14 protein-coding genes are annotated in these 22,804 nt (G+C 38.4%); 6 read left to right on the top strand and 8 right to left on the bottom strand.

Going from position 1 to position 22,804, the window contains the following annotated elements:
- Nucleotides 1-307: 307 nt before the first annotated feature.
- Both HEQ28_RS06645 and HEQ28_RS06650 read left to right on the top strand, forming a co-directional pair.
- Nucleotides 308-778, top strand: coding sequence for a nucleoside deaminase (locus HEQ28_RS06645; RefSeq protein WP_207154717.1), 471 nt, complete (start codon nucleotides 308-310; stop codon nucleotides 776-778).
- A 120-nt stretch (nucleotides 779-898) separates the two neighbouring features.
- Nucleotides 899-2,875: an alpha-amylase family glycosyl hydrolase gene (locus tag HEQ28_RS06650; protein ID WP_434504359.1), complete on the top strand. Its 1,977-nt coding sequence runs from the start codon at nucleotides 899-901 to the stop codon at nucleotides 2,873-2,875.
- Between the two features lie 356 nt (nucleotides 2,876-3,231).
- Here HEQ28_RS06650 and HEQ28_RS06655 read toward each other — a convergent pair whose 3' ends face one another.
- The 8 genes from HEQ28_RS06655 to HEQ28_RS06690 all read right to left on the bottom strand — a co-directional run bounded on the left by HEQ28_RS06655 (nucleotide 3,232) and on the right by HEQ28_RS06690 (nucleotide 16,654).
- Nucleotides 3,232-4,959 (bottom strand): acyl-CoA dehydrogenase family protein, encoded by a 1,728-nt coding sequence (locus HEQ28_RS06655; protein ID WP_434504360.1) that lies wholly within the window; start codon nucleotides 4,957-4,959, stop codon nucleotides 3,232-3,234.
- A 4-nt stretch (nucleotides 4,960-4,963) separates the two neighbouring features.
- The gene (locus HEQ28_RS06660; RefSeq protein WP_434504361.1) at nucleotides 4,964-5,986 is read right to left on the bottom strand and encodes an electron transfer flavoprotein subunit alpha/FixB family protein; all 1,023 of its coding nucleotides are present in this window, start codon (nucleotides 5,984-5,986) and stop codon (nucleotides 4,964-4,966) included.
- A 13-nt stretch (nucleotides 5,987-5,999) separates the two neighbouring features.
- Complete coding sequence (locus tag HEQ28_RS06665) at nucleotides 6,000-6,869, bottom strand: electron transfer flavoprotein subunit beta/FixA family protein (RefSeq protein ID WP_434504362.1); 870 nt, start codon at nucleotides 6,867-6,869, stop codon at nucleotides 6,000-6,002.
- Nucleotides 6,870-7,171: 302 nt separating this feature from the next.
- Nucleotides 7,172-8,161 carry an arabinan endo-1,5-alpha-L-arabinosidase gene (locus HEQ28_RS06670; RefSeq protein ID WP_434504363.1) on the bottom strand — a complete coding sequence of 330 codons (990 nt, stop codon included), beginning with the start codon at nucleotides 8,159-8,161 and terminating at the stop codon, nucleotides 7,172-7,174.
- A 36-nt stretch (nucleotides 8,162-8,197) separates the two neighbouring features.
- Complete coding sequence (locus HEQ28_RS06675) at nucleotides 8,198-9,820, bottom strand: arabinan endo-1,5-alpha-L-arabinosidase (protein WP_434504364.1); 1,623 nt, start codon at nucleotides 9,818-9,820, stop codon at nucleotides 8,198-8,200.
- A gap of 9 nt (nucleotides 9,821-9,829) precedes the next feature.
- The gene (locus HEQ28_RS06680) at nucleotides 9,830-11,644 is read right to left on the bottom strand and encodes a hypothetical protein (RefSeq protein ID WP_434504365.1); all 1,815 of its coding nucleotides are present in this window, start codon (nucleotides 11,642-11,644) and stop codon (nucleotides 9,830-9,832) included.
- Nucleotides 11,645-11,676: 32 nt separating this feature from the next.
- The gene (locus tag HEQ28_RS06685; RefSeq protein WP_434504366.1) at nucleotides 11,677-13,428 is read right to left on the bottom strand and encodes a RagB/SusD family nutrient uptake outer membrane protein; all 1,752 of its coding nucleotides are present in this window, start codon (nucleotides 13,426-13,428) and stop codon (nucleotides 11,677-11,679) included.
- A gap of 19 nt (nucleotides 13,429-13,447) precedes the next feature.
- The gene (locus HEQ28_RS06690; protein ID WP_434504367.1) at nucleotides 13,448-16,654 is read right to left on the bottom strand and encodes a SusC/RagA family TonB-linked outer membrane protein; all 3,207 of its coding nucleotides are present in this window, start codon (nucleotides 16,652-16,654) and stop codon (nucleotides 13,448-13,450) included.
- 486 nt (nucleotides 16,655-17,140) lie between these two features.
- Between HEQ28_RS06690 and HEQ28_RS06695 the strand changes: the two genes are divergently transcribed.
- The 4 genes from HEQ28_RS06695 (at nucleotide 17,141) to HEQ28_RS06710 (ending at nucleotide 22,638) form a co-directional block, all read left to right on the top strand.
- Nucleotides 17,141-17,290 (top strand): hypothetical protein, encoded by a 150-nt coding sequence (locus tag HEQ28_RS06695; RefSeq protein WP_434504368.1) that lies wholly within the window; start codon nucleotides 17,141-17,143, stop codon nucleotides 17,288-17,290.
- A gap of 4 nt (nucleotides 17,291-17,294) precedes the next feature.
- The gene (locus tag HEQ28_RS06700) at nucleotides 17,295-19,847 is read left to right on the top strand and encodes a TonB-dependent receptor domain-containing protein (RefSeq protein WP_434504369.1); all 2,553 of its coding nucleotides are present in this window, start codon (nucleotides 17,295-17,297) and stop codon (nucleotides 19,845-19,847) included.
- Nucleotides 19,848-20,925: 1,078 nt separating this feature from the next.
- The gene (gene gpmA, locus HEQ28_RS06705; protein ID WP_434504370.1) at nucleotides 20,926-21,672 is read left to right on the top strand and encodes a 2,3-diphosphoglycerate-dependent phosphoglycerate mutase; all 747 of its coding nucleotides are present in this window, start codon (nucleotides 20,926-20,928) and stop codon (nucleotides 21,670-21,672) included.
- 78 nt (nucleotides 21,673-21,750) lie between these two features.
- A complete protein-coding gene (locus HEQ28_RS06710) occupies nucleotides 21,751-22,638 on the top strand; it encodes a fructose bisphosphate aldolase (protein WP_434504371.1) in 888 nt (295 codons plus the stop codon).
- The last annotated feature ends 166 nt before the right edge of the window (nucleotides 22,639-22,804 follow it).

A 22,804-nucleotide genomic window follows, 5' to 3' on the forward strand; every position in this document is an offset into this window, starting at 1 on the left:
CACAGAAAATTAATTCAGCAAACTGGCACTTTTGTTCAACGAACAGCTCATCACTATATCATAGCACATATGATGATTAAGCATTTCTTTTTTCCTCACATGATTACAATGCTTAAAACATAGATAACGATTATTGCTAATTTACTTGATATATAGATATTCCTATGAGGGTTTATATAAAAAAACAAATTAGCATCACCATTACTAACTAAAAGGCTCACAAGGGGTATAAAACAAAAAAGTTGGTGTTTTATTTTGTATTTTCCTCAATTTGCAGTACCTTAGACGACCCTATTATTAAAATATTATGACGACAAAAGAATTGATGCGCGAAGCAATAAGCTTGGCAAACGAAAATGTAAGAAATGGCGGTGGACCTTTCGGTGCCGTAATTGCAGATAAAAACGGTAATATTATTTCTACCGGAGTAAACCGTGTTACAGCTAATCACGACCCAACAGCTCATGCCGAGGTAAGCGCAATAAGATTGGCAGGACAGAAACTAGGAACATTCTCTTTGGAAGGATGCTCTATATACACATCGTGCGAGCCTTGTCCTATGTGTCTTGGTGCAATATACTGGGCACATCTTGACAAGATATATTACGCAAACACTAAAGAAGACGCAAAGAACATTGACTTTGACGACTCTTTCATTTATGACGAGATTGCGCTTTCGCCTGACAAGAGAAAGAAACCTTCAGAACAAATGCTCAGAGAAGAGGCGATAAAGACTTTCGAAGACTGGGCGAAAAAAGATGATAAGATAGAATACTAAGGTATTTGCATGGCGCAGTGCAATCGTTTGCACACAATTTTAATTAATTGATTAGCATTGTGGAAACGATTGCACTGAAATAATTTGTATATTCGCAACATAAACTATAATTATAATATTATGAAGCGAATATATGTTATCATATTTAATTGTATCCTAAGTATTTGTGCATTTGCACAAGGTTGGCCAGCCAACTACGGAGGGGTGATGCTGCAAGGCTTTTACTGGGACTCTTACACTGACACAAAATGGACTAATCTTGAAAGTCAAGCTGATGAACTGTCACAATACTTTAGTTTGATTTGGGTTCCACAAAGTGGTAACTGCAATACAACAGGTAATGTAATGGGATATATGCCTGTGTATTACTTTGATCAAAACAGCAGTTTCGGAACACAAGCTGAACTGAAATCTATGATAAAGACTTTCAAGGATAAAGGACTTGGAACAATAGCTGACGTGGTAGTAAACCACAGAAACAATCTTGGTGTAAACGGCTCATGGGTTGATTATCCTTCAGAAACAGACAATGGTGTTACCTATCAGATGTTGCCTACAGACATTGTTGCCAATGACGACGGAGGAGCAACTAAGACGTGGGCTAACTCAAAAGGGATAAGCCTGAGCAGTAATAATGATGAAGGCGAAGACTGGAGCGGATGCAGAGACCTTGACCATAAGAGCACAAACGTGCAGACAATTATCAAAGCATACGAGAATTTCCTTATCAAAGACCTTGGATATACAGGCTTCAGATATGACATGGTAAAGGGATTCAACGCCAGTCATGTAGCTGACTATAACGATGCAGCAGGAGTTAGTTATTCTGTAGGAGAATGTTGGGATTCAAACGCTACAATAGAAACATGGATTACCAATGCTAACAAGAAGAGTGCGGCATTTGATTTCCAGTTCAGATATAATGTGCGCGATGCTGTAAACAACAATGACTGGTCAAGATTGAATAGCACTAATAATTTGGTACATGACGCAAACTATAGTCAATATGCTGTGACTTTCGTTGAAAACCACGATACCCAATACCGCAGTGCTACAGAGACTCTAGACCCGATAAAGAAGGATACATTGGCTACAAATGCCTATCTATTAGCAATGCCTGGAACTCCATGCGTGTTTCTGCCTCACTGGAAAGCATATAAGCAGGATATCAAGGCTATGATTGACGCACGAAAGGCTGCAGGAATTAAGAACACAAGTACATATACAAATATGGCAAACAGCCAACTCCACTACGCAAACAGAGTGGAAGGCGACCACAATATGATTGTTGTTGTTGGATTTGACGTGAATACGTATGCGCCAACAGGATATACAAACATCATTTCTGGCTATCACTATAAATACTTTATGGAGAACAAAGCCGAACTTGCTTTCGCAGACAAGGCTTCGGGGACTTATTCTGCGGCCTTTGACGTGACTGTAACAGCGGCGTCGGAGAATGCAAATGCCAAAATAGTTTATACGCTAGACGGAACAAATCCTACAGCAAGCAGTGTACAACTAGCTAGTGGCAGTAAGATAAATATTGCATCAAGCGAGACGTTGAAAGTGGGATTGCTGAAAGACGGTAATGTATCAAGTATTATTACACGTGACTATGTAGTAAAGCCTTTCATTGCACATACGGCAACCGTATATCTTAAAGACCCTTCATGGTCGACAGTTTATTTCTATGCCTGGGATAGCAAAGGTACACTTAACGGAGCTTGGCCTGGAAATACGATTACCGACAAGAAGATTATCAATGGTACTACGTATTATTACAAGTCTTTTGACGTGAACACTGCTGGATATACATTTAACATTATATTTGATCAAGGCAGCGGAAATCTGCAGACTGTAGATTTAGGTCCTATAAATGAAGATACCTATTACGAGATTTCAAACTTGGTAAACGGCAAATATTCAGCAAATGACATCACTTCTGTTGTTACAGGAATAGACAATATTACAACAAACAACAACAGTGTATCTACAAATAATGCATGGTATAACCTTGAAGGTATGCGCCTTACAGCCAAACCTACACAAAAAGGAATTTACATAAATCAAGGGAAGAAGTTGGTTGTGAGATAATCCAACCTCTACCCTATTATTCACACATACTTAGCGATATTGTTTATTTAATTATTATAAACAATATCGTGATTAGTATAAACGTTACTACGGCAGATATTGCCAACATTGCGTTCCATATTTTCAATACATTGTTCATCATCATAAATATTAATTGTTTATTTTGATGCTGTAAATTTACAAAGCATGTATTACAACGCAATTAAGAACGTATTAATATCATATTACAACATAATACGTATTACTATTATACTCGAAAAAATGTAGTAATCATTGATTTCTATCATCGAAAAAGTGTATATAACAATAAAGGCGCATCTTAATAGATGCGCCTTCATTTGTATTTATATTATAAATTATTCAGCTACAGGAGCCTCTTCCTCAACAACAAAGCTCTTAAGGTCCTCTACAGTGAATGACTTAATATATGCAGCCTTACCAAGAACATCTTCCTCTGTCATGCGAACATATACGTTTGCACTCTTCTTGAAGAGTTCTGGAGCACGTGTAGCATCCTCAATGATAAGCAGTGACATTATTATCTCTGCTGTCATATCATAAAGACGACGAGCAAGGAAATCGTGCATATCCTGATTGTTTGCTTCCTTAACATAGTTAATAGCATCTTCGTATAGATCAACAAGTTTTGCTACACGTGTCTGCAATGGCTTAACGCAGTCGCAAACCTCAGTCTGAAGCATATCCTTAATGATAGAAAGATATGTGCCGTTAGTGATGTAGCGAACAGCTGCAACAACCTGAAGCTGTGTTGTACCCTCATAGATAGAGAAGATACGAGCATCACGGTACAAACGCTGACTCTTATACTCCATAATGAAACCAGAACCACCATGAATGCTAATAGCATCATAAGAGTTTTGAGTTGCATATTCAGAGTTCATACCCTTAGCGATAGGTGTGAAAGCATCAGCAAGACGAGTATATGTCTTCATCTCAGCGCGCTCCTCTGGAGTTAGCTTGCGCTCACGTGAAATATCTTCCAAAGCCTTGTAGATATCTACGTAGCGCGCTGTCTGATAAAGGAGTGAACGACCAGCGTCAAGTTTAGCCTTCATGCGAGACAACATATCATATACAGCTGGGAATTCTATAATCTTCTGTCCGAATTGTGCACGCTCCTTTGCATAAGCAAGACCCTCATTGTAAGCCTCCTGCTCAACACCAACAGACTGAGCTGCGATACCAAGACGAGCACCATTCATAAGTGCCATGACATACTTGATAAGTCCAAGACGTGTGTTACCACAAAGTTCAGCCTTAGCATTCTTGTAAACAAGCTCACATGTTGGTGAACCGTGAATACCAAGCTTGTGCTCGATGTGACGAACGTCAACACCGCCATCACGCTTGTCATATATAAACATAGACAATCCACGACCATCCTTTGTACCCTCCTCAGAGCGTGCAAGAACCAAGTGAATATCTGAGTCACCGTTTGTTATGAAACGCTTAACACCGTTCAAACGCCATGTACCGTCTGCGTCCTGTGTAGCTTTAAGCATTACACGCTGAAGGTCAGAACCAGCATCTGGCTCAGTAAGGTCCATAGACATTGTTTCGCCTGCTGCAATACGTGGAATATACTTCTGGCGCTGCTCCTCTGAAGCAAACTCATAAAGAGTGTCGATACAAGACTGGAGTGACCATACATTCTGGAAACCAGCATCAGCTGAAGAAATAACTTCACTGAGCATTGAGAATGTGATGTTAGGCAAGTTAAGACCGTTATAACGTCTTGGCATAGAAATACCCCAAAGACCAGCCTTACGGGTAGCGTCAAGGTTTTCGTATGTCTTGCTAGCATAAATCATTCTACCATTCTCAAGATGTGGACCTTCAAGGTCTACACTTTCTGAGTTAGGCTCAATGATATTTGCAGCTACGTCTCCTGTAATATCAAGAATACGCTTATAGTTCTCTATAGCGTCTTCGTAGTTAACAGGGGCATCATCGAAATTCTCTTTGTCTGCATAGTTGCGCTCTTTGAGTTCAACGATGCGCTTCATCAGAGGATGATTCAGGTGGAATCCAATCTCTGGATGATCTGTATAATAGTTTGCCATTTTATTATTTACTATTCTGTTTGTAATACTTAATTAGCTTTGGAACAACCTCTTCAACAGTACCGTTGATGATGTAATCAGCAATCTTGTTGATTGGAGCATCAGGATCATTGTTGATAGAGATAATGATACCAGAATCCTGCATACCAGAAATATGCTGAATCTGTCCAGAGATACCGCAAGCGATATAAACCTTAGGATGAACTGTCAAACCAGTCTGTCCAATCTGACGATCATGATCTACCCAACCAGCATCAACAGCTGCACGGCTAGCTCCAACCTCTCCATGAAGTTCCTTAGCTAGCAAAGCCAACTGGTCGAAACCTGCTTTACTTCCTACACCGTAACCACCAGCTACAACGATAGGAGCACCCTTTAGATTATGCTTTGCAGCCTCAACATGGCGGTCGAGAACCTTTACAACGAAATCTGTTGTAGGTACATATTTTGCAACGTCGGCATAAACAACTTCGTTCTTTGCCTTACCGTCATAAATAGCTTGCTCCATTACGCCTGAACGTACAGTCGCCATCTGTGGACGATGATCAGGGTTTACAATTGTAGCAACGATATTACCACCGAAAGCAGGACGAATCTGATACAACAGACCTTCGTAAATCTTGCCCGTCTTCTTATCTTCATAGCTACCAATCTCAAGCTGTGTACAATCGGCTGTAAGACCTGAAGTAAGTGAAGAACTTACACGAGGACCTAGGTCACGACCAATAACGGTTGCACCCATAAGGCATATCTGTGGTTTCTCTTCCTTAAACAAGTTAACCAATATATCAGTATGAGGAGCTGATGTGTAAGGGAACAATCCCTCTGCATCAAAAACAAACAATTTGTCAACACCATAAGGTAAAATCTGACTTTCTACCTTATCTTTGATGCCTGTACCGACAACAACGGCGTGAAGTTCTACACCAAGTTCGTTAGCTAGCTTGCGTCCCTTGGTGAGCAATTCCTGAGATACCTCGGCAACAGTAGTGCCTTCGATCTCGCAATATACAAATACGTTATTCATAAGTCTACTACTATTAACCGATAATCTTTTCGTCCAATAATTCTGTGATAAGTTCCTCTATATCTGCATCACTGCCTGTGAGAGTCTTGCTCTCTTTAGCCTGGAACACAATGTTCTTGACAGCTTTCACCTTTGTTGGTGAACCGCTAAGACCACACTGTGCTGCATCGCCATCAACATCGGCAACTGACCACTGATTAAGTGTAAGATAAGGACGCTCAGCATAAAGGTTTGTCCAAGGCTCGTCACCCTTACGTTCCATAGGGCAAGTAGCATATTTGTATTTCATTACAAGTTTTGCGTTGCATGGACGACAAGGAGCTGCGCTTCCGTTTACGGTAATTACAACTGGTAAAGGAGCCTCAACAGTTTCAACACCACCATCAATATGACGACGGATTGTAGCTTTACCATCTTCTACCTTTATTATTTCCTCTGCATAAGTAACCTGATTCAATCCCAGCTTCTGTGCAACCTGTGGACCAACCTGTGCAGTATCGCCATCAATAGCCTGACGACCACCTATTACTATATCAACATCACCTATTTTCTTTATACCTGTTGCCAGAGCATAAGAAGTAGCCAATGTATCAGCACCAGCAAAGAGGCGGTCGGTAAGCAACCAACCTGTATCAGTTCCACGATATAGTCCCTGACGAATGATTTCGCCAGCACGTGGAGGGCCCATTGTGAGAATTCCAACTGTTGAGCCTGGATTCTGGTCCTTCAAACGAAGAGCCTGCTCCAAGGCATTTAAATCTTCAGGATTGAAGATAGCAGGAAGAGCAGCACGATTTACGGTGCCTTCTGCTGTCATTGCATCCTTTCCCACATTTCGTGTGTCAGGTACTTGCTTAGCAAGTACAACGATTTTCAATTTCATAAATTATTATATATAATTGTGTATTTTGCTTCAAAGCTGGTCGCAAAATTACTTATTTTTTATAAGCGCACCAAATAAAATGCACAAAATCAACCCCTTTGTGCACAGAATAAGCTTTTTGTGCAATTTAAAAAATAAGGTACAAAGCATGATTTATAACATGATATTTATGCGATTACATTGTTCTTTTAAGGGATTATAAAGATGAAAAAGGGATGGTTGACTTCACAGCCCATCATCCCTTGTACTCAAGTCAAAAATACGATTAATCGATATTTCTAAAACTTTCTATTCAAACATCTTTAAGAATTTATAATAGGCCATCCTTCATTAGTCCATTTTAATTCTCTCCTCACAAGATGCGGCATTCCATTGTCATGTATTTCATAACCATGAGCAAAAAGATATGTATGTCCAGAGAAATCATAAACAGAACAGTGACCGACTGCAGAATAAATCTTATGATCACCCTCCAAAAGAATATTACCTCCTCCTCGCAACATATCCTTACCATCTCTGTCAAGATAAGGCCCCTTTACATTCTTAGAACGACCTATTGCTATTTTATAGTTACTTTTTAATCCTCTGCAACAATAATCAAAAGATACAAAAAGATAATAATATCCACCACGATGATAAATGAATGGAGCTTCGACTGCATCATCCCCAGGCAAACTGTCTGGTAGAACATCATTCATTCTCTTACACAGAGTGTACCATTCTTCAGGCTTAGCCACTGAATCCATATCAGCAGTGAGTTTAACTAATTTAATACCGTTCCAAAACGATCCGAATGTCATCCAAGGAGTGCCTTCACCATCTATGATTATATTAGGATCTATGGCATTCCATTCATTTCTGCCAGGAACAGAATTAACGACACATCCTTTGTCTTCCCATTTATAGCGTGCATCAGAGGGATTCAGAGTTACATTCTCTGCATGACCTATTGCAGAACGGTTTTTCCCAAATGTAGAACAACTGTAAAACAAATGGTATTTACCCTGATAGAATATGATATCTGGCGCCCAAGTATGCCCATTATACCCTGGAACCATCTTCATAGCCCATTGTGGTGGGGAATCAAATACAGAAGGCTCATCACGCCATTTGGTTAAATCAGCAGAGGAATACACCTGTATTCCCTGACCTGTACAATATATATAATAGCGGCTACCATCATAAGCGAGCACAGGATCATGCACAAATGGTGATGTAATACCGTCGGTTGCTTTCACTGTTATAAAACAAGAAAGCAAAACCGTACATGTAATTAATAATTTTAGTTTCATTCTTCTGTATTCAAAATAAGTATATCAAACTTGATCTTAGTTTACTTTCTTACCCCAATATGTCTTTTTAGCATTATAACCAGCATAGACGATAGTAGCTTTACGAGGAGATGCCTCCCAATCTACTTCACGCTGTAGATAGAGTTTAACACCATTGACTGTAAGTACTTTACTTGTGGCATCATAACTCCATGTAGCACCAGTCCATGTTCCTGCGGTAACTGTATGATTAGCCGCCAGAGTCATTGTCGTTGCAACATCCTGTTTAGCATAATTATAACTTAGATCGATATGTTCCCAATTACCAACAAGTTCGCTCTCTGTTATAGCAGCTTGCGGGACTGCACCGTAACGTTCAGGCATCACAACAGGCCACCCATCTTCTGTCCATCGTATGCTGCGCACCTGTCCCATCATGATAGCATTGCTATATGCGTTTCCACCCACATTAGCAGGGAATCTGCCTTGTGAAGAGAAAAACCAGTTACCATTGCCATCATCGAATACAGCACAATGTGATACACCTACCCATCCATAACCTTTTGAGAATTTATAAGGATGCGTAACTATTGGATATGCGTCACCTCCGTTATTGGTAACATCAGTGCCATCTATGCCCACATAAGGACCATCAATATTTTTGGAACGTACAACACGCGTATTATATGCGACAGACAATTCGTCATAAGCCATAAACATATAATAATAACCATCATGATACACTACCTCTGGAGCCTCGGAAGCTTGCCAACGGTTTCCCATTTGACGAGTATTAATCAATTTTCCATAAGCAGAAATATCAGTACCCCATGGATTACCTAGTACATTAAGCGGCAAACCGGTAGAAGAGTTAAGCTGAACTGCGGCAAAACCAGAATGCCAAGAACCATAAACCAACCAATGTTCACCACTTTGTGTGATGACGTATGAGGGATCTATGGCATTATATTTGAAATAGCAATTAGCCCAATCATTAGACTTTACATTAAAATTAAGCCCTTTATCTGATGCGTTTGTTATCACATATCCTTTATCCACCCAACTACTTACATTTGACGGTGTAGCAGTTTCCATCATACCGATGAAAGCACGTTCCGACCACGTGTTATCACCATTGATTGTACCAGGAACTGTGATAACATAATACATACGATACAGATTAGCGCTGACACGACGTACACAAGGTGCCCAAAAACCAAACTGTGTTTCGTCACTGAAATTTACAGTGCTGGCAGATAGCCCCATATTAGAGCGTATCTCATTCAGCTTGGTCTTAATCCATGAAGGGAGGCTTGACATAGTGGACCCCATAAACTCCCAGTCGACAAGGTTCTTGGAACGACGGCAAAAGAAATGTCCATGTCCAGTATGTGCATTACCATACGATGCATCTGTCTGATACATATAGTAATAACCGTCATCTGCTTTCATCACAGAAGGATCGTGAACATTAGCAAGATTCCATTTACTGCGGTTATCCCAACTTGCAATAGACGTATAATCATCATTATATGTTGGTGCTACATAACTTGCTAACTGTTCATCAACTCCAGTTGGCGTTGTCGGTGTTGGCTTAACTTCTTCAGAAGTGTCGCCACCTGAGCAGCCTATAGCACATAGGCTGCTCAATGACAACAATATTATATTCAGATATTTCATTTTATATCATCATTTACGATAAGAAGATCTCTTGCTTGCTGCAAGACTTGATTTGAATACCAAATGACAACTGTCTATGGTAAATGCAAAGCACAAATCATTTACGTCAACTGTATTCACGCCAAGGTAGTACTGAATGTAAGTGTTGCCATCAGTACCTTTCATAACAGCTTGCACATCTGCAGTACCATTGTTACAGTTGGTTACATAAACGTTGACATTAGCTCCGTTCATAGCAGCTAGCCATGAAGCCCAATCAGTCTGTCCTCCACTGTTTCTTGATGCAGCATATCCATTACCCCAACCATAATTATCAGAACGTACTACCGCATATTCAGAATTTGCAGAATTGCGGAGTATTGTGACGAAGTTATTCCAGTTCTTTGCTAAACTACTATAATTGGTGAATGATACCGCATAAGTTTTACCGGCAGGAACTTTAATGTTATCTGTAAACACAGACCACCATGCACCTGTATTATCGGTTGCTCCAAGAGCGTTAGGAGTTGGAGTTACAAATGTAGACTCTGATTCAGATACCGTTACTGGTACATTATCCGTTTTTCCATTTGCCGAACTAACAGCAACGTTGTAAGTACCGGCAGAAGCTGGAACAGAAGAGAACTTTAATTTTGTATTGTCAATTACAGCAGAACTTCCGTCTGCATACGTTGCAGTGACTTCCATACCAGTAGGGTCAAAAGCCAATGTGCGATCTGTAAGACCACTTGTTGCTGCAGAGTTGAAGAAGTAGTAATTACTTCTGCTCGGTGCCTTTGTAATCTTTATAGATGCAATGCTGTTTACAACATTGAACTTTGCATACGCAACAATCGGTTTAGTTGCAGTTTCACCCTTGAATGTCTTATTGTATATAACTACAAGTGTCTTCTCTCCTGGTACATCCATATCAGTAATAGCCGAGAGATAAAGTTCAGAAGCAGGAATGACCTTCTTCACACCTTCCTCAAAAGTAACTTCAGCAGATATGTTTGCCATTGCCTTATCAAGCGTTGTACCTCGTGTAACCTCATCAGGTATATTCTGAAGCACCATAGATACAGGAGCCTTATCCTTAGCAGATGTTAGTCCACCTATAGGGACAATATTTGACTGCAGGAAATCAAGATAAGAACCTTCTGGAACAAGGAAGCAACGGATATTCGTATCAGAAGCATCAGCATTGAGATTAGACAGTTTAAAAGGTTGATTATACGTCTTTGTCACTGTACCGTTAGTGATTTTTATTTTAAAAGCGGTACTGCTTGTACGATCAACTGTTATCGTTACCTTACCACCAAGTTTATGTACGTTGGCATCTTTATTGTTGGCATCAGGAGCGAGCAACTGTGTACTGTTGGTATACTTGAAATATAGACGGTTTCCCCATTGTGAATTATACTTGGCAGAATCACCAGTAGCATCAAAACGGTAAGCACCATATTCCTGATATCCAGTACCACCACGGTCAACATCATTTGTTATGACAATGGCGAAGTTCTTATAATAAGTGTCATCACTAGAGTTTAGATTTAGGTTTAACACAGCATTCCACTTCTGTCCGTCAGGAACAACATAATACTTAGAGAAGCTAGACCACCATCCTGAAGAATAGTCACTCTTACCAATCGTGTACACGTCTTCCTGCATACCAACCAACACCTCTTCATTTGATTTTTTAGAATTCTCTATTGAGTCTATTTTCTGGGAAATCCAGTCGGGAGCATTCACGCTGTACAGGTCGCCGCCCTCGCAACTGGCAAGAGCCAGTAGTCCAAATGCAGCACCACAGAAAATGGATGCTATTTTATTCAGATGTTTCATAATCTTTTATAGATAAATGTATTAAATTATTTCTATTTGCTTAGACTTATAACTGGATGTATTGTCCACCCCTTCTGACTGAAGTAGACAGAGTTATCTGTTCCCTCATTAGCGGAATTACCCTTAAGGTTAGGATTATTGTTAAGCAAATCTTGATTAATAGGCAAGAACTCGTGTCCCTGAACATAAGTATCATAAGAACTCTTAAGTTCTGGATCATTAGCTATGTTAGAATAGCTCACAGGATCCTTTGCATGATGAATAGAACGGCGGAAAGTACCGTGTTCCTTCAACTGCTGCAAACGGTCGGCACTATAGAAGAATCCCCAACGTAGGAGGTCGAACCCACGACCAAACTCACAACCAAACTCTTTTGGACGCTCTACATTGGCAATCTGCTCAAACAGCATATTTGCATTTGGAAAATCGGCAAGTTTCAAGTCGGCAAGCTTTGCGCGTTCACGAACCTGATTTATCCAATCTATTGCCTGCTGTGTAGGACCATTGACTTCATTTTCACACTCAGCTGCACGAAGCAACACATCAGAGTAGCGCATCATACGAAGATTTATACCATCATGCAAACCAGTTACTACCTTATTATATAGACCTGTACGCAGGTTTGTAAACTTAGCTATAGGCAGACCACCGTTGTTATTGTTTGTCACAACCGTGTCTTTAGCAGTAAGTTTAGATGTATAACATGTATTACCATATTCAAAACCTTCCCAATCAGACTCATAAGTACCTATAGTCCAATATAAGCGTGGATCTAGTTTGCCAGCTGTTGTACGCTCACCCTTGAAAAGTTGATACAACCATGGTGAAGCAGAGATGTCAGCCCATCCACCATAAGCACCAGGACCAAAGTTACTTTCAATAGCAGAACCCTGTGTAGCATAAGCACTTGTGTTTACAGGAGTCCACTCATCGTCAGTACCCTGTGAACCATAATCAAGGAATTGCACCTCAAACAAACTCTCTGCATTATTCTCATATGCAGAACCTTCACGGAAATTGTCACCATAGTTTGCCATTAACTTATATGTTCCGTACTTCTTGCCAATAATGTCCTTTAATACAGCAAGAGCATCACTATACTTATGGCGCTGCATAAGAGCACGGGCATAGTATCCCGCAGCTGAACCACATGTGGCACGACCGCCAGCCCATACACCACCCTCATCACGTGAAGGAAGTAAGGTCATAGCCTCCTTAAAATCATTTTCAACATTATCAAGTACATCATCGAAAGTACTGTTACCGCCATATAGACCATCTAGCGTAGAATAAGCTTTATAGTCTGTTGTAAGTGGTGGATTCTGATAATATCCAGCAAGGTTATAGTATGACAAGCCACGAAGGAAAAGCACCTGTCCCTTGATGCGACGCATTGCCTCTGAGAGTTGTGAATCATCACTATTGCAACGTGAAAGAACAAAATTACATACATTAATGGTATAATACCATTCACGCCAAGACCACGAACCGATGCCATCAGTAATAGACTCGTTAAGATCGTCAAAAGGCAAATACCATACTTGTGAAGAATTCCATGCTTCATCACCACGGCATACATCAATAGTGTAGCCTACACGAGCGTAAGAACCTTCCATACGAATATGGTTATAAGCAGCTATAACGCTTTCCTGCAAGTCATCGGCTGTATAGCCAAATGTACCTGTTGTCTGCTGGTTAGGATTCATCAGTTCCAGCTTATCATTGCACGATGTGAATGTGCTAAGACCCAGCAAAAGGGCCAGTGAAATTTTATATAGTTTCATATTGAAAATACATATTATGTTAGAATGAGAATTGAACACCACACATATATGTATGTGGAGTTGGGAAAGAACTGTAATTATAACCTGGAGTGAATGTTCCGCCAGCATAGTCAACGTTGTAACCATGATAACCGGTAAAGGTGTAAACATTCTGCGCTGAGATATAAGCACGCGCACCAGATATTATACCTTTAAACCATTTACCAGGTAAGTTGTAACCCAATTCAATATTGGCAATCTTCCAATAAGCAGCATTCTGAATTTTACGAGAGCTGAAAAGATCATTCCATGCCAAAGAAGCATTGTTTGTTACATAAGTGCGTGGAACACTTGAGATGTATGTCTGACCATCAGCAGAATATTGATTGGCATTTAAGATTGATACATCTTTGTTTCCCCATCCATAACATGAATTAAGACTATTATAAATATCGTCTGATACATGATAGTTTAGTGCTCCATAAGTAGAAATAGTCAAATCGAAGTTCTTATATTCAAGACGCGCACTCAAACCGAAGTTTATCTTTGGTAAACCACTACCAAGGACTACCTGATCGTAAGCATCAATTTTACCATCAGGAGTGCCATTTGGACCACTTACATCCTTGTAAAGACAGTCGCCTACGTTGGCACCTTGCTGTGTAGCATGATTATCCAAATCTGATTGCGTACGTGCAATACCTTCGTAAACCCAACCATAGAACTGACCTACTTCATGACCTACGTATGTAGCATAAGAACCTGAGATATATGAATTAGTTCCGAAACCTAAAGAAGTAACCTTATTCTTCAGTGTACTAAGGTTGGCACTGATATCATACTTCAATGGGTTATCATGGTTACGATATGTGGCAGAGAACTCAAAACCACTGTTGTCCATAGAAGCGGCATTCATTGTAACGCTTGTGTTTGAAACACCTGCTTGTGCAGGAACAGGAACTCCGTATAACAAATCCTCTGAACGGTTTTTGTACCACTCTGCAGTAAACTCAACGCGATTATCAAACATAGCTAGGTCAATACCTATATTGGTAGTTTTCTTCTTCTCCCATGCAATATTATCATTTACATAAGTAGATATGGCAGAACCAGTAACAGCGGTATTGTTGAAACTGTAAGTCATGTTGTTACGATTCATCGTAGCCATGTATTGGTACTCACCAATATTCTCATTACCGAGTACACCATAACTGGCGCGAACCTTAAACATATTTACGATATCGTGACTGATTGGGAAGAATTTTTCCTTGTCAAAGCGCCAACCTACAGATACAGAAGGGAATGTTCCCCAACGGATATTTTTAGAAAGACGTGAACTACCATCACGACGGATGATTGCAGATATCAGGTATTTCTCATCATAGTTGTAATTAAGACGAGCAATATAAGAAGCTAAAGCATGCTTATATTCATAAGATGAAGAATATGTTTTGGCTGCATTCTGAAGTTGCAAGAAGTAAGGCTCAGAGAAGTTTACGCCCCACCCTGTTAGCATATTTGAATTTTCCTCTTCGTATGTCTGACCTAACACAAGGTTGATGTTGTGCAGTCCTAGCTTACCATCATAAGTAAGAGTATTCTCAATCAACGCATCATTGTATGTACGCTCACCTTTTGTAAGACGTTCATTACTCTTGTCTAGATAAACACGGTTACTCTGAATCCATGCAGATATCCAAGTATTGTCCTTAGCGTGTGTATTACTGTATGAAAGATTAATCTTATAATTCAGATGGTGGTTTTTATTGCCCAAACCAATCATCTTTAATAAGTCTACATCAGCAGAAGCTGTACCAACAAAGCGATCAACTACAGTATTACGCTTTAGCAGATTGTTTACCAATAGAGGGTTTGATGCAGATATATCACCATGAATATTATCATAATATACACCATAACCGTATGCATCATAATTATAGTTGCTTGCAGAACCCACCTTATCGTCAAGAACCCATGTAGATGAGTCATAAGCCTTAATAGTTGGTTGCATCAACAATGTTCCACGCAATACGTTGGTTACATCACCATACAATCCCTGAACATACTCTGAAGCATTAGAAAGTCCCATATTGTCTTGGCTTGAATGTGAGTAAACCATACTGGTACGGAACTTAATAAACTTAGTTTCAAAAGTATTGTTGGCACGTGCGTTGTAACGCTTGTAGTTTGGTCCAGCACCTTCAAGCGTACCCTTCTGCTCGAAGTAGTCAAGGGCTACATTATAAGTACTACTAGTACTACCACCACTAAAGTTTACGTTATGATTCTGTCGGATACCTGTTTTAAATACCTCATTGAACCAATCAGTATTGGTATTATCCATAAAACGGTATTGACCGGTATTTGCATCAAGGCTATAACCTCCAGGTAGAGCTGTGTTAGAGTTTGCGCATGCTTTACCAAGGTAATTACTATACTGATCTGAATTCATCACATCATAAACACCACCTGAAACTTTATCAACACCAAAGTAGCCAGAATATCCAACCTTCAATGGTTGGTCTTTTTGACCATTCTTTGTTGTAATGATAATTACACCATTAGCTGCACGCGAACCATAAATAGCACCAGCAGAGGCATCTTTAAGTACTTGGATTGAGGCAATGTCATTAGGAGAGAAGTCACGGATAGAAGTTCCCATAGGCACACCATCTATAACATATAGAGGGGCTGTACTTCCAAATGAACCGATACCACGTACCCTTACAGTAGGATCGGCACCAGGTTGACCATCTGTTGTAATCTGAACACCAGGAACCTTACCTTCAAGCATTGTAGAGATGTTTGAGTTAGAAACCTTCTTCATCTCTTCTGCATTTACGATAGAAACAGAACCTGTAAGGTCTGCTTTTTTCTGTGTTCCGTAGCCGACAACAACAACTTGATTAAGCGTCAAGTCATTAGAAGTGAGTTGAATTTGGTCAATGATAGCGCGACCACGAACAGCAATCTGGCTATCTTTATAACCAATATAGCTCACTGACAAAATAGCATTAGCAGGAACATTTAATTGAAAAGCACCTTCAAGATCCGTCACAGTTCCGACATTGGAACCTTTCACTTTGACGGTTGCACCAATAAGAGGTTGTCCATCTTGGTCTACAACACGACTTTTGACCTGAATGATCTCTGTCTGTGTTACTGAAGCGACCATGGGTAAAGGGCTTACTATAAGGCCTCCCATAAAATTCAGAACAAGCATCACTGAGAATAAATGTTTTCTCATTTTAATTGTTTTTAGTTATTAATGTTAATAGATTTTATGATAATTAATGTCGCAAATATAGATAAAGAGTAAAAATACATGGTGGACAAATCAATCTATTAGGTGGACAAATATGTATTTAGGCTTATTTGCTAAATTTATCCAACATTACTAAAAGGCTTTGTTTACTTGTACTTTTAGTTAAAATACAAGAAGTTATTTTATAAAAACTGTGCATTCACACGACATTATATCATTAAAAATTATTATTCTCTCTCAGCATTACAACTATCATTTAAGAGTATCCCAACGAAAGCAAATAATTAAAAAACTTTTTTAATAGATTCATATTATATATTAATTAGAAAGCTTTATCTTTGCACATAATATAAAAATAAGGAACTGTTTATACTAGACACAGACTTACTAAACTTTTTTTTTAGAACTAAATGAAAAAAAACATTGTTTTGCTTAGTTTTCTAACTTTCTGAACTGTATAGTTATTATATGAAGCCAAAAACTGATATAGAAAGAATATTCAAGCGATACTACGAGAAGATGTATAATCTTGCCAAATCCATCATATATGATGAGGAAGAATGCAAAGATATTGTAAGCGATATCTTCTCTAAGACTCTTGATAATAAAGTAGAATAAAATCATGAGAAAACTAATAATCATTATAATCTGTGCATTGGCTTGTCCAATATACGCACAAAGAATAAACAAGAAATATGTGAATGTGCCAATATCAAAAGCATTGGAAGATATAAATAGCTTACAAAATAAATATGCTATTAATTTCATATATAATGAACTTGAAGACTTCAAAGTAACTGCTAACATACACAACATGACTGTTACCGATGCCATTCAGCAATTAATAGGTTTTTATCCTATAAAGATGAGCCAAATATCAAACTCCTTACTTGTAGAATGTATACAAAAGACGAGCAATAGGTATAAAGGTCGCATTATTGACGAGAATAATCAACCCGCAGAGTTTGCCAACATCACATTATTATCAACGGCAGATTCTACTATTATAGGCAACGGCGTAAGTAATGAAAGCGGATACTTTGCTATTCCATGCGATGCTAAAAAAGTAATAGCAAGCGTTTCTTATGTTGGATACAAAACTTTCAAAAAGACTTATACCAACACAGATATAGGCACTATACAGTTACACCCTGCTCAAATGATCATAAAGGGAGTAACTATAAAGGCAAACCGACCTCAATATAAAATGGTAAAGGGTGGCATGACCATAAACATTGAGAATTCATTACTCAGTAATGTCGGCACAGCATCAGAATTGCTAGCACTATTACCAAGAGTTAGTTTTGACAAGCAAAGCGGAAAAGCTAGTGTATTTGCCAAAGGTGAAGCTGATATCTATATCAACAACAAAAAGGTGAATAACGCTACCGACTTAACACGTTTGAAATCAGATGAAATAAAAAGCATAGATGTCATAACAAGTCCTGGAGCAGAATACAGTGCAACTGTTCAGTCTGTTATTCGCATTAAGACCATCAAAAAACAAACAAATGGAATAAGCATAAATAACAGTTCTGACATTTCAAATAACAGCGAGACCAGTGGCTATAACGACTTTACGTTAAGTTATCAAAAGAAAGGTCTAGAATTATTCACTGACATGTTTTTTTGTAACAATAATTTTATTCAAGACTGCAATACACAAACAAAGATGTTATTTGATGACTATCAGCTACAAAAAAACGAAATTTTCAGCGCATACACCAGATTTGCTAATATTTCTTGTAAAGTAGGCATGAACTATGATATAGATAAAGAGAACTCAATAGGATTGTCATATACACTAGATGATGATCTTTTTAGGCATGGCAATAAAAATGGAACTTACGATATTCTGCGCAATAACATAAAAGAAAATACTATAGCTATAACTGATAACTACAATGCCCAATATGGACCTGATAATGAAATCGACCTATATTATGTAGGAAAGATTGGTCACATTGGTATTGATTTTAATAGTTCATATTATAGTAATAAAAATAGCATAGATACTCACACCGAAGAAATTAACCAAGAATCTGAAAATAGGAAGACAAACACGCATTCGAATAATGCCAACCGTATGATAGCAGAAAAATTAGTGATGAATTATTCATTAAAGAATATCGGTACAATTAACTGGGGAACAGAACTCACCCATACTAAATCATCAGGTGAATATACTATTAAAGAAGGATATGTAGACAATTCGCAAAACAATATAAAAGAAAACAATATTGCAGGATTTGCTGAATTTGAGAAACAAGTAAATAACTGGAATTTCAATATCGGCATGCGATACGAATATTTAGTCTCTAACTATTACTCTTTTGGAGTTAAACAAAATGACTTGTCACGCTGTTATGGTAATTGGTTTCCGTCAATATCAGTTTCATGGAATAAAGATCAATGTGGTTTCCAAATCAACTATGAAGAAAAAACAGTACTTCCTACATATCGGCAATTACAAGATAATAAGCTATATGATGACCAATACGAATACGAATGTGGAAATCCATCACTTAACAAAAGTATAATACGCAATTTAGAAACAACAATGACATTTTCATGGTTTAATATTTCTGCCGGATACTCCTACATAAAGGATGCTATAATGTGGAGAAACTATTTATATAAAGGTGAGGAAATTAACTATGCCATTTTAATGAACTATCCACACAAGCAAAACATAAATTTCTCAATAATCATGTCTCCTAAATTCGATTGGTACCAACCTACATTTGAAGCAATGTATAATCAGCAGTTCATGGATTCTAAGAAACACGGTGTTAGTGTGAATCTTAACAAACCTGACATCGTTTTAAACGTAAAAAACATGTTTAAGATATCCAATTCATTTTCTGCCATAATTGCAACAATTTTTGATAGCTATGGTGATGATGGATTCTTTAGTGGCAGACCATATTGGGGTACAAACTTTTCTATACACAAATCATTCTTCAACAAAGCCCTTAGCGTAAATGTATATGCAAATGATATATTTAATACTCAGCGTATGAATCGCAAACTATATTCAGAACATATTATCACCCAAAATAAATCTAATCTCCACGATCACTCCATAGGAATGACAATAACCTATAGTTTCAATGAATATCACACTAGATATAAGGGAACTGGTGCAGGAAACGACGAAAAGAGAAGAATGTAGAAAGATTTCTATGAAGTTGATTCTTCGTCAATTTAGAAAGTGATATTCTCTATAAATCCAGTTAAAGAGAAAGATCTGTTGGTTGCATCAGAGGTACTGAGGATGTATACATAGATGCAGTAAACGAGAGCAGAATCTTCAAGCTTGTTTAAATGTTCTGACGAATCCCGCTGAATTCTCGGCAAAGATACTGCAAATTTTTTGTCCATGCAATTGGATTTAGGTTAGATAGTTAGCCAAAGTTTTAATTACTGTGGTGCTACACATTATAATACACATGCGTGCGCACGCGCACACTTAGGGTTTTGAAAAATACAAGTGTCGTGGTGTCTATCCGTTGAGCATCAATTTATTAGAACTTCTTTCGGGTAGAATAAAGTAACGGGTATTCGTCGGTAAAATATGGGGGAAAATTTTCATCATATTGCATTGCACTTTACGAAGTAATTCAATGCGTTTTACGATGTTTTGGAGTGCGTTTCTTCGTAAAACGCACTGCGTTTTACGAAGGAATAGGAGGTAAAACATCGTAGAAACGTTTGCGTTTCTATATAGAAACGGAACTGTTTCTATATGGAAACGCATGCAAAACTTGAAATTTGACTGTCAGATCATCGTCACTTTATTTACTCAAATTCGTCGATAAAATACTGATATTCATTAAGTTGACTCTTCGACGCTTATATTTTTCAAAACCCTATGCATGCACGTACATTATATAAACAGAAATAGATGCCATAGCTCCGTAGCTAAAAAAACGCAAAAAATAGGTGCACTCTAGGGCTTAATGTCACTTTTGCCCCGATAATGTCACTTAATGTCACTCGCTCATCCCTTATAAACAAAGGGTTTGTGACAAAGTGACATTAGTGGCATTGAAAAAACTTTTCTTTGTACTCAACTTTTTTATTATCATCAAATAGTTAAAAACCATCAAAAATTAGTTGGATATTAAATTTATTACTATCTTTACCAACAGGTCAGAGATAACTTCATACTTTGGCTACTACTACCAAGAATAAAACTGAAGAATTTTCTTCGGCCTGTTTAAGTATAATTCTATTTAATTCGTAAAGGTATGAAAAAGATAGTATTGATTAGACACGGTCAAAGCCAATGGAATAAAGAAAACCGATTTACAGGTTGGACAAATGTAGACTTGTCGCTTCAAGGTATTGAAGAGGCTGAAAATTCAGGAACTCTTTTAAAAAAGGAAGGCTATTCCTTCGATGTTGCTTACACCTCTTATTTAAAGAGAGCTGTAAAAACACTCAACTGTGTTCTGGATAAAATGGATGAAGACTGGATTCCTGTCTTTAAATCATGGAGACTGAACGAAAAGCATTATGGTTTTCTGCAAGGAATGAACAAGAGCGAAACAGCTGAAAAATATGGGAACGAACAGGTTCATATATGGCGCAGAAGTTTTGAAATCGCTCCCCAGCCTCTGTCAAAAGACGATTTGGATAATCCGCGACACGACCTACGTTATGCCTCTATTCCTCCTGAATATATTCCAGACACGGAATCCCTGAAAGAAACGATAGAAAGAGTTATGCCTTACTGGGAATGTGAAATTTTTCCTCAACTAATGAAGGTTGACAATATTCTGGTCGTTGCCCATGGTAATAGTCTGCGTGGCATCGTGAAACATCTAAAAGGTATTTCTGATGAAGCGATTAGTGACATGAATATTCCGACAGCAGTTCCTTATGTCTTTGAGTTTGATGACAACCTAAAACTTGTTCGAGACTTCTACTTGGGCAATGCAGAAGAAATCAAGCGCAAACAGGAAGCTGTTGCCAAACAAGGACTGGCGAAATAAACAGAGATGCCAGACTTGCAAACAGACAAATAACAAAAAGCTCTGTGTTTTAAAATAACAAGATTAAAATATAAAATTATGAATGCAATTCAATTAAAACAAATGAAATCCGCTAAAGGATTCATTGCCGCACTTGATCAGAGTGGTGGCAGTACACCAAAAGCCTTGAAGCAATATGGCGTTAGTGAAGATGCGTGGACTACTGAAGAAGAAATGTACCAGCTTGTTCATCAGATGCGTACAAGAGTCATCAAAGCACCTGCTTTCAAAGGTGACAGAATCATCGCATCCATTCTGTTTGAGAATACGATGAACCGTAAGATCGACGATAAATATACCGCTGATTACCTTTGGGAAGAAAAGAAAGTTGTTCCTATCCTGAAAATAGATAAGGGACTAGCTGATTTAGAAAACGGTGTACAGGTGATGAAACCAATGCCAGAATTGGATGACCTACTGGAACAGGCACAAAAGAGACATATCTTTGGTACAAAGATGCGTTCTGTGATCAAAGAGGCAAATGAAGAAGGTATTAAAAAAGTTGTTGACCAACAATTTGAAATTGCCAAAAGAATCATTGCCTACGATCTTGTTCCTATCATTGAACCTGAAGTAGACATTCATGCTCCTGAAAAGACCAAATGTGAAGAACTCCTTAAGAAATATATCAAAGAGGCTCTGGAAGCATTAGGTAAGGATCAGAAAGTCATGTTCAAGTTAACTATTCCGAGCATAGACAACTTCTATGCTGACTTGATGGCTGACGCTCATGTTGTACGTGTCGTTGCGTTGTCTGGTGGATATTCACAAGATGAGGCATGTGAAAAGCTTGCTCATAATCACAAAATGATTGCTAGCTTCTCCAGAGCATTGTTACAAGGTTTAAGCAGCAGTCAGTCTGATGCAGACTTTAATAAGATGCTAAAAGACTCCATTGAGAAAATATATCAGGCATCAATACAGTAAGAACTTGCAAAGATTATTTCCCTAATCATTAAGGAAAAAATAATTGCTACTATAATATTTCCCCGAAAGTTACTTTACTTTCGGGGAAATTCATTTACTGATTGTTAGGAGTTGGCCTGCCATGAATGATTAAGGCTTTGCTCTTAACCTATTTGTATAATCCAAA

The sequence above is a fragment of the Prevotella sp. genome (assembly GCF_051059605.1).
Taxonomy (GTDB): Bacteria; Bacteroidota; Bacteroidia; order Bacteroidales; family Bacteroidaceae; genus Prevotella.

Excerpts from the sequence above, each read along its gene's own strand:
- HEQ28_RS06645 (WP_207154717.1), top strand. The coding sequence starts at position 308 with ATGACGACAAAAGAATTGATGCGCGAAGCAATAAGCTTGGCAAACGAA.
- HEQ28_RS06650 (WP_434504359.1), top strand. The coding sequence starts at position 899 with ATGAAGCGAATATATGTTATCATATTTAATTGTATCCTAAGTATTTGT.
- HEQ28_RS06655 (WP_434504360.1), bottom strand. The coding sequence starts at position 4,959 with ATGGCAAACTATTATACAGATCATCCAGAGATTGGATTCCACCTGAAT.
- HEQ28_RS06660 (WP_434504361.1), bottom strand. The coding sequence starts at position 5,986 with ATGAATAACGTATTTGTATATTGCGAGATCGAAGGCACTACTGTTGCC.
- HEQ28_RS06665 (WP_434504362.1), bottom strand. The coding sequence starts at position 6,869 with ATGAAATTGAAAATCGTTGTACTTGCTAAGCAAGTACCTGACACACGA.
- HEQ28_RS06670 (WP_434504363.1), bottom strand. The coding sequence starts at position 8,161 with ATGAAACTAAAATTATTAATTACATGTACGGTTTTGCTTTCTTGTTTT.
- HEQ28_RS06675 (WP_434504364.1), bottom strand. The coding sequence starts at position 9,820 with ATGAAATATCTGAATATAATATTGTTGTCATTGAGCAGCCTATGTGCT.
- HEQ28_RS06680 (WP_434504365.1), bottom strand. The coding sequence starts at position 11,644 with ATGAAACATCTGAATAAAATAGCATCCATTTTCTGTGGTGCTGCATTT.
- HEQ28_RS06685 (WP_434504366.1), bottom strand. The coding sequence starts at position 13,428 with ATGAAACTATATAAAATTTCACTGGCCCTTTTGCTGGGTCTTAGCACA.
- HEQ28_RS06690 (WP_434504367.1), bottom strand. The coding sequence starts at position 16,654 with ATGAGAAAACATTTATTCTCAGTGATGCTTGTTCTGAATTTTATGGGA.
- HEQ28_RS06695 (WP_434504368.1), top strand. The coding sequence starts at position 17,141 with ATGAAGCCAAAAACTGATATAGAAAGAATATTCAAGCGATACTACGAG.
- HEQ28_RS06700 (WP_434504369.1), top strand. The coding sequence starts at position 17,295 with ATGAGAAAACTAATAATCATTATAATCTGTGCATTGGCTTGTCCAATA.
- gpmA (WP_434504370.1), top strand. The coding sequence starts at position 20,926 with ATGAAAAAGATAGTATTGATTAGACACGGTCAAAGCCAATGGAATAAA.
- HEQ28_RS06710 (WP_434504371.1), top strand. The coding sequence starts at position 21,751 with ATGAATGCAATTCAATTAAAACAAATGAAATCCGCTAAAGGATTCATT.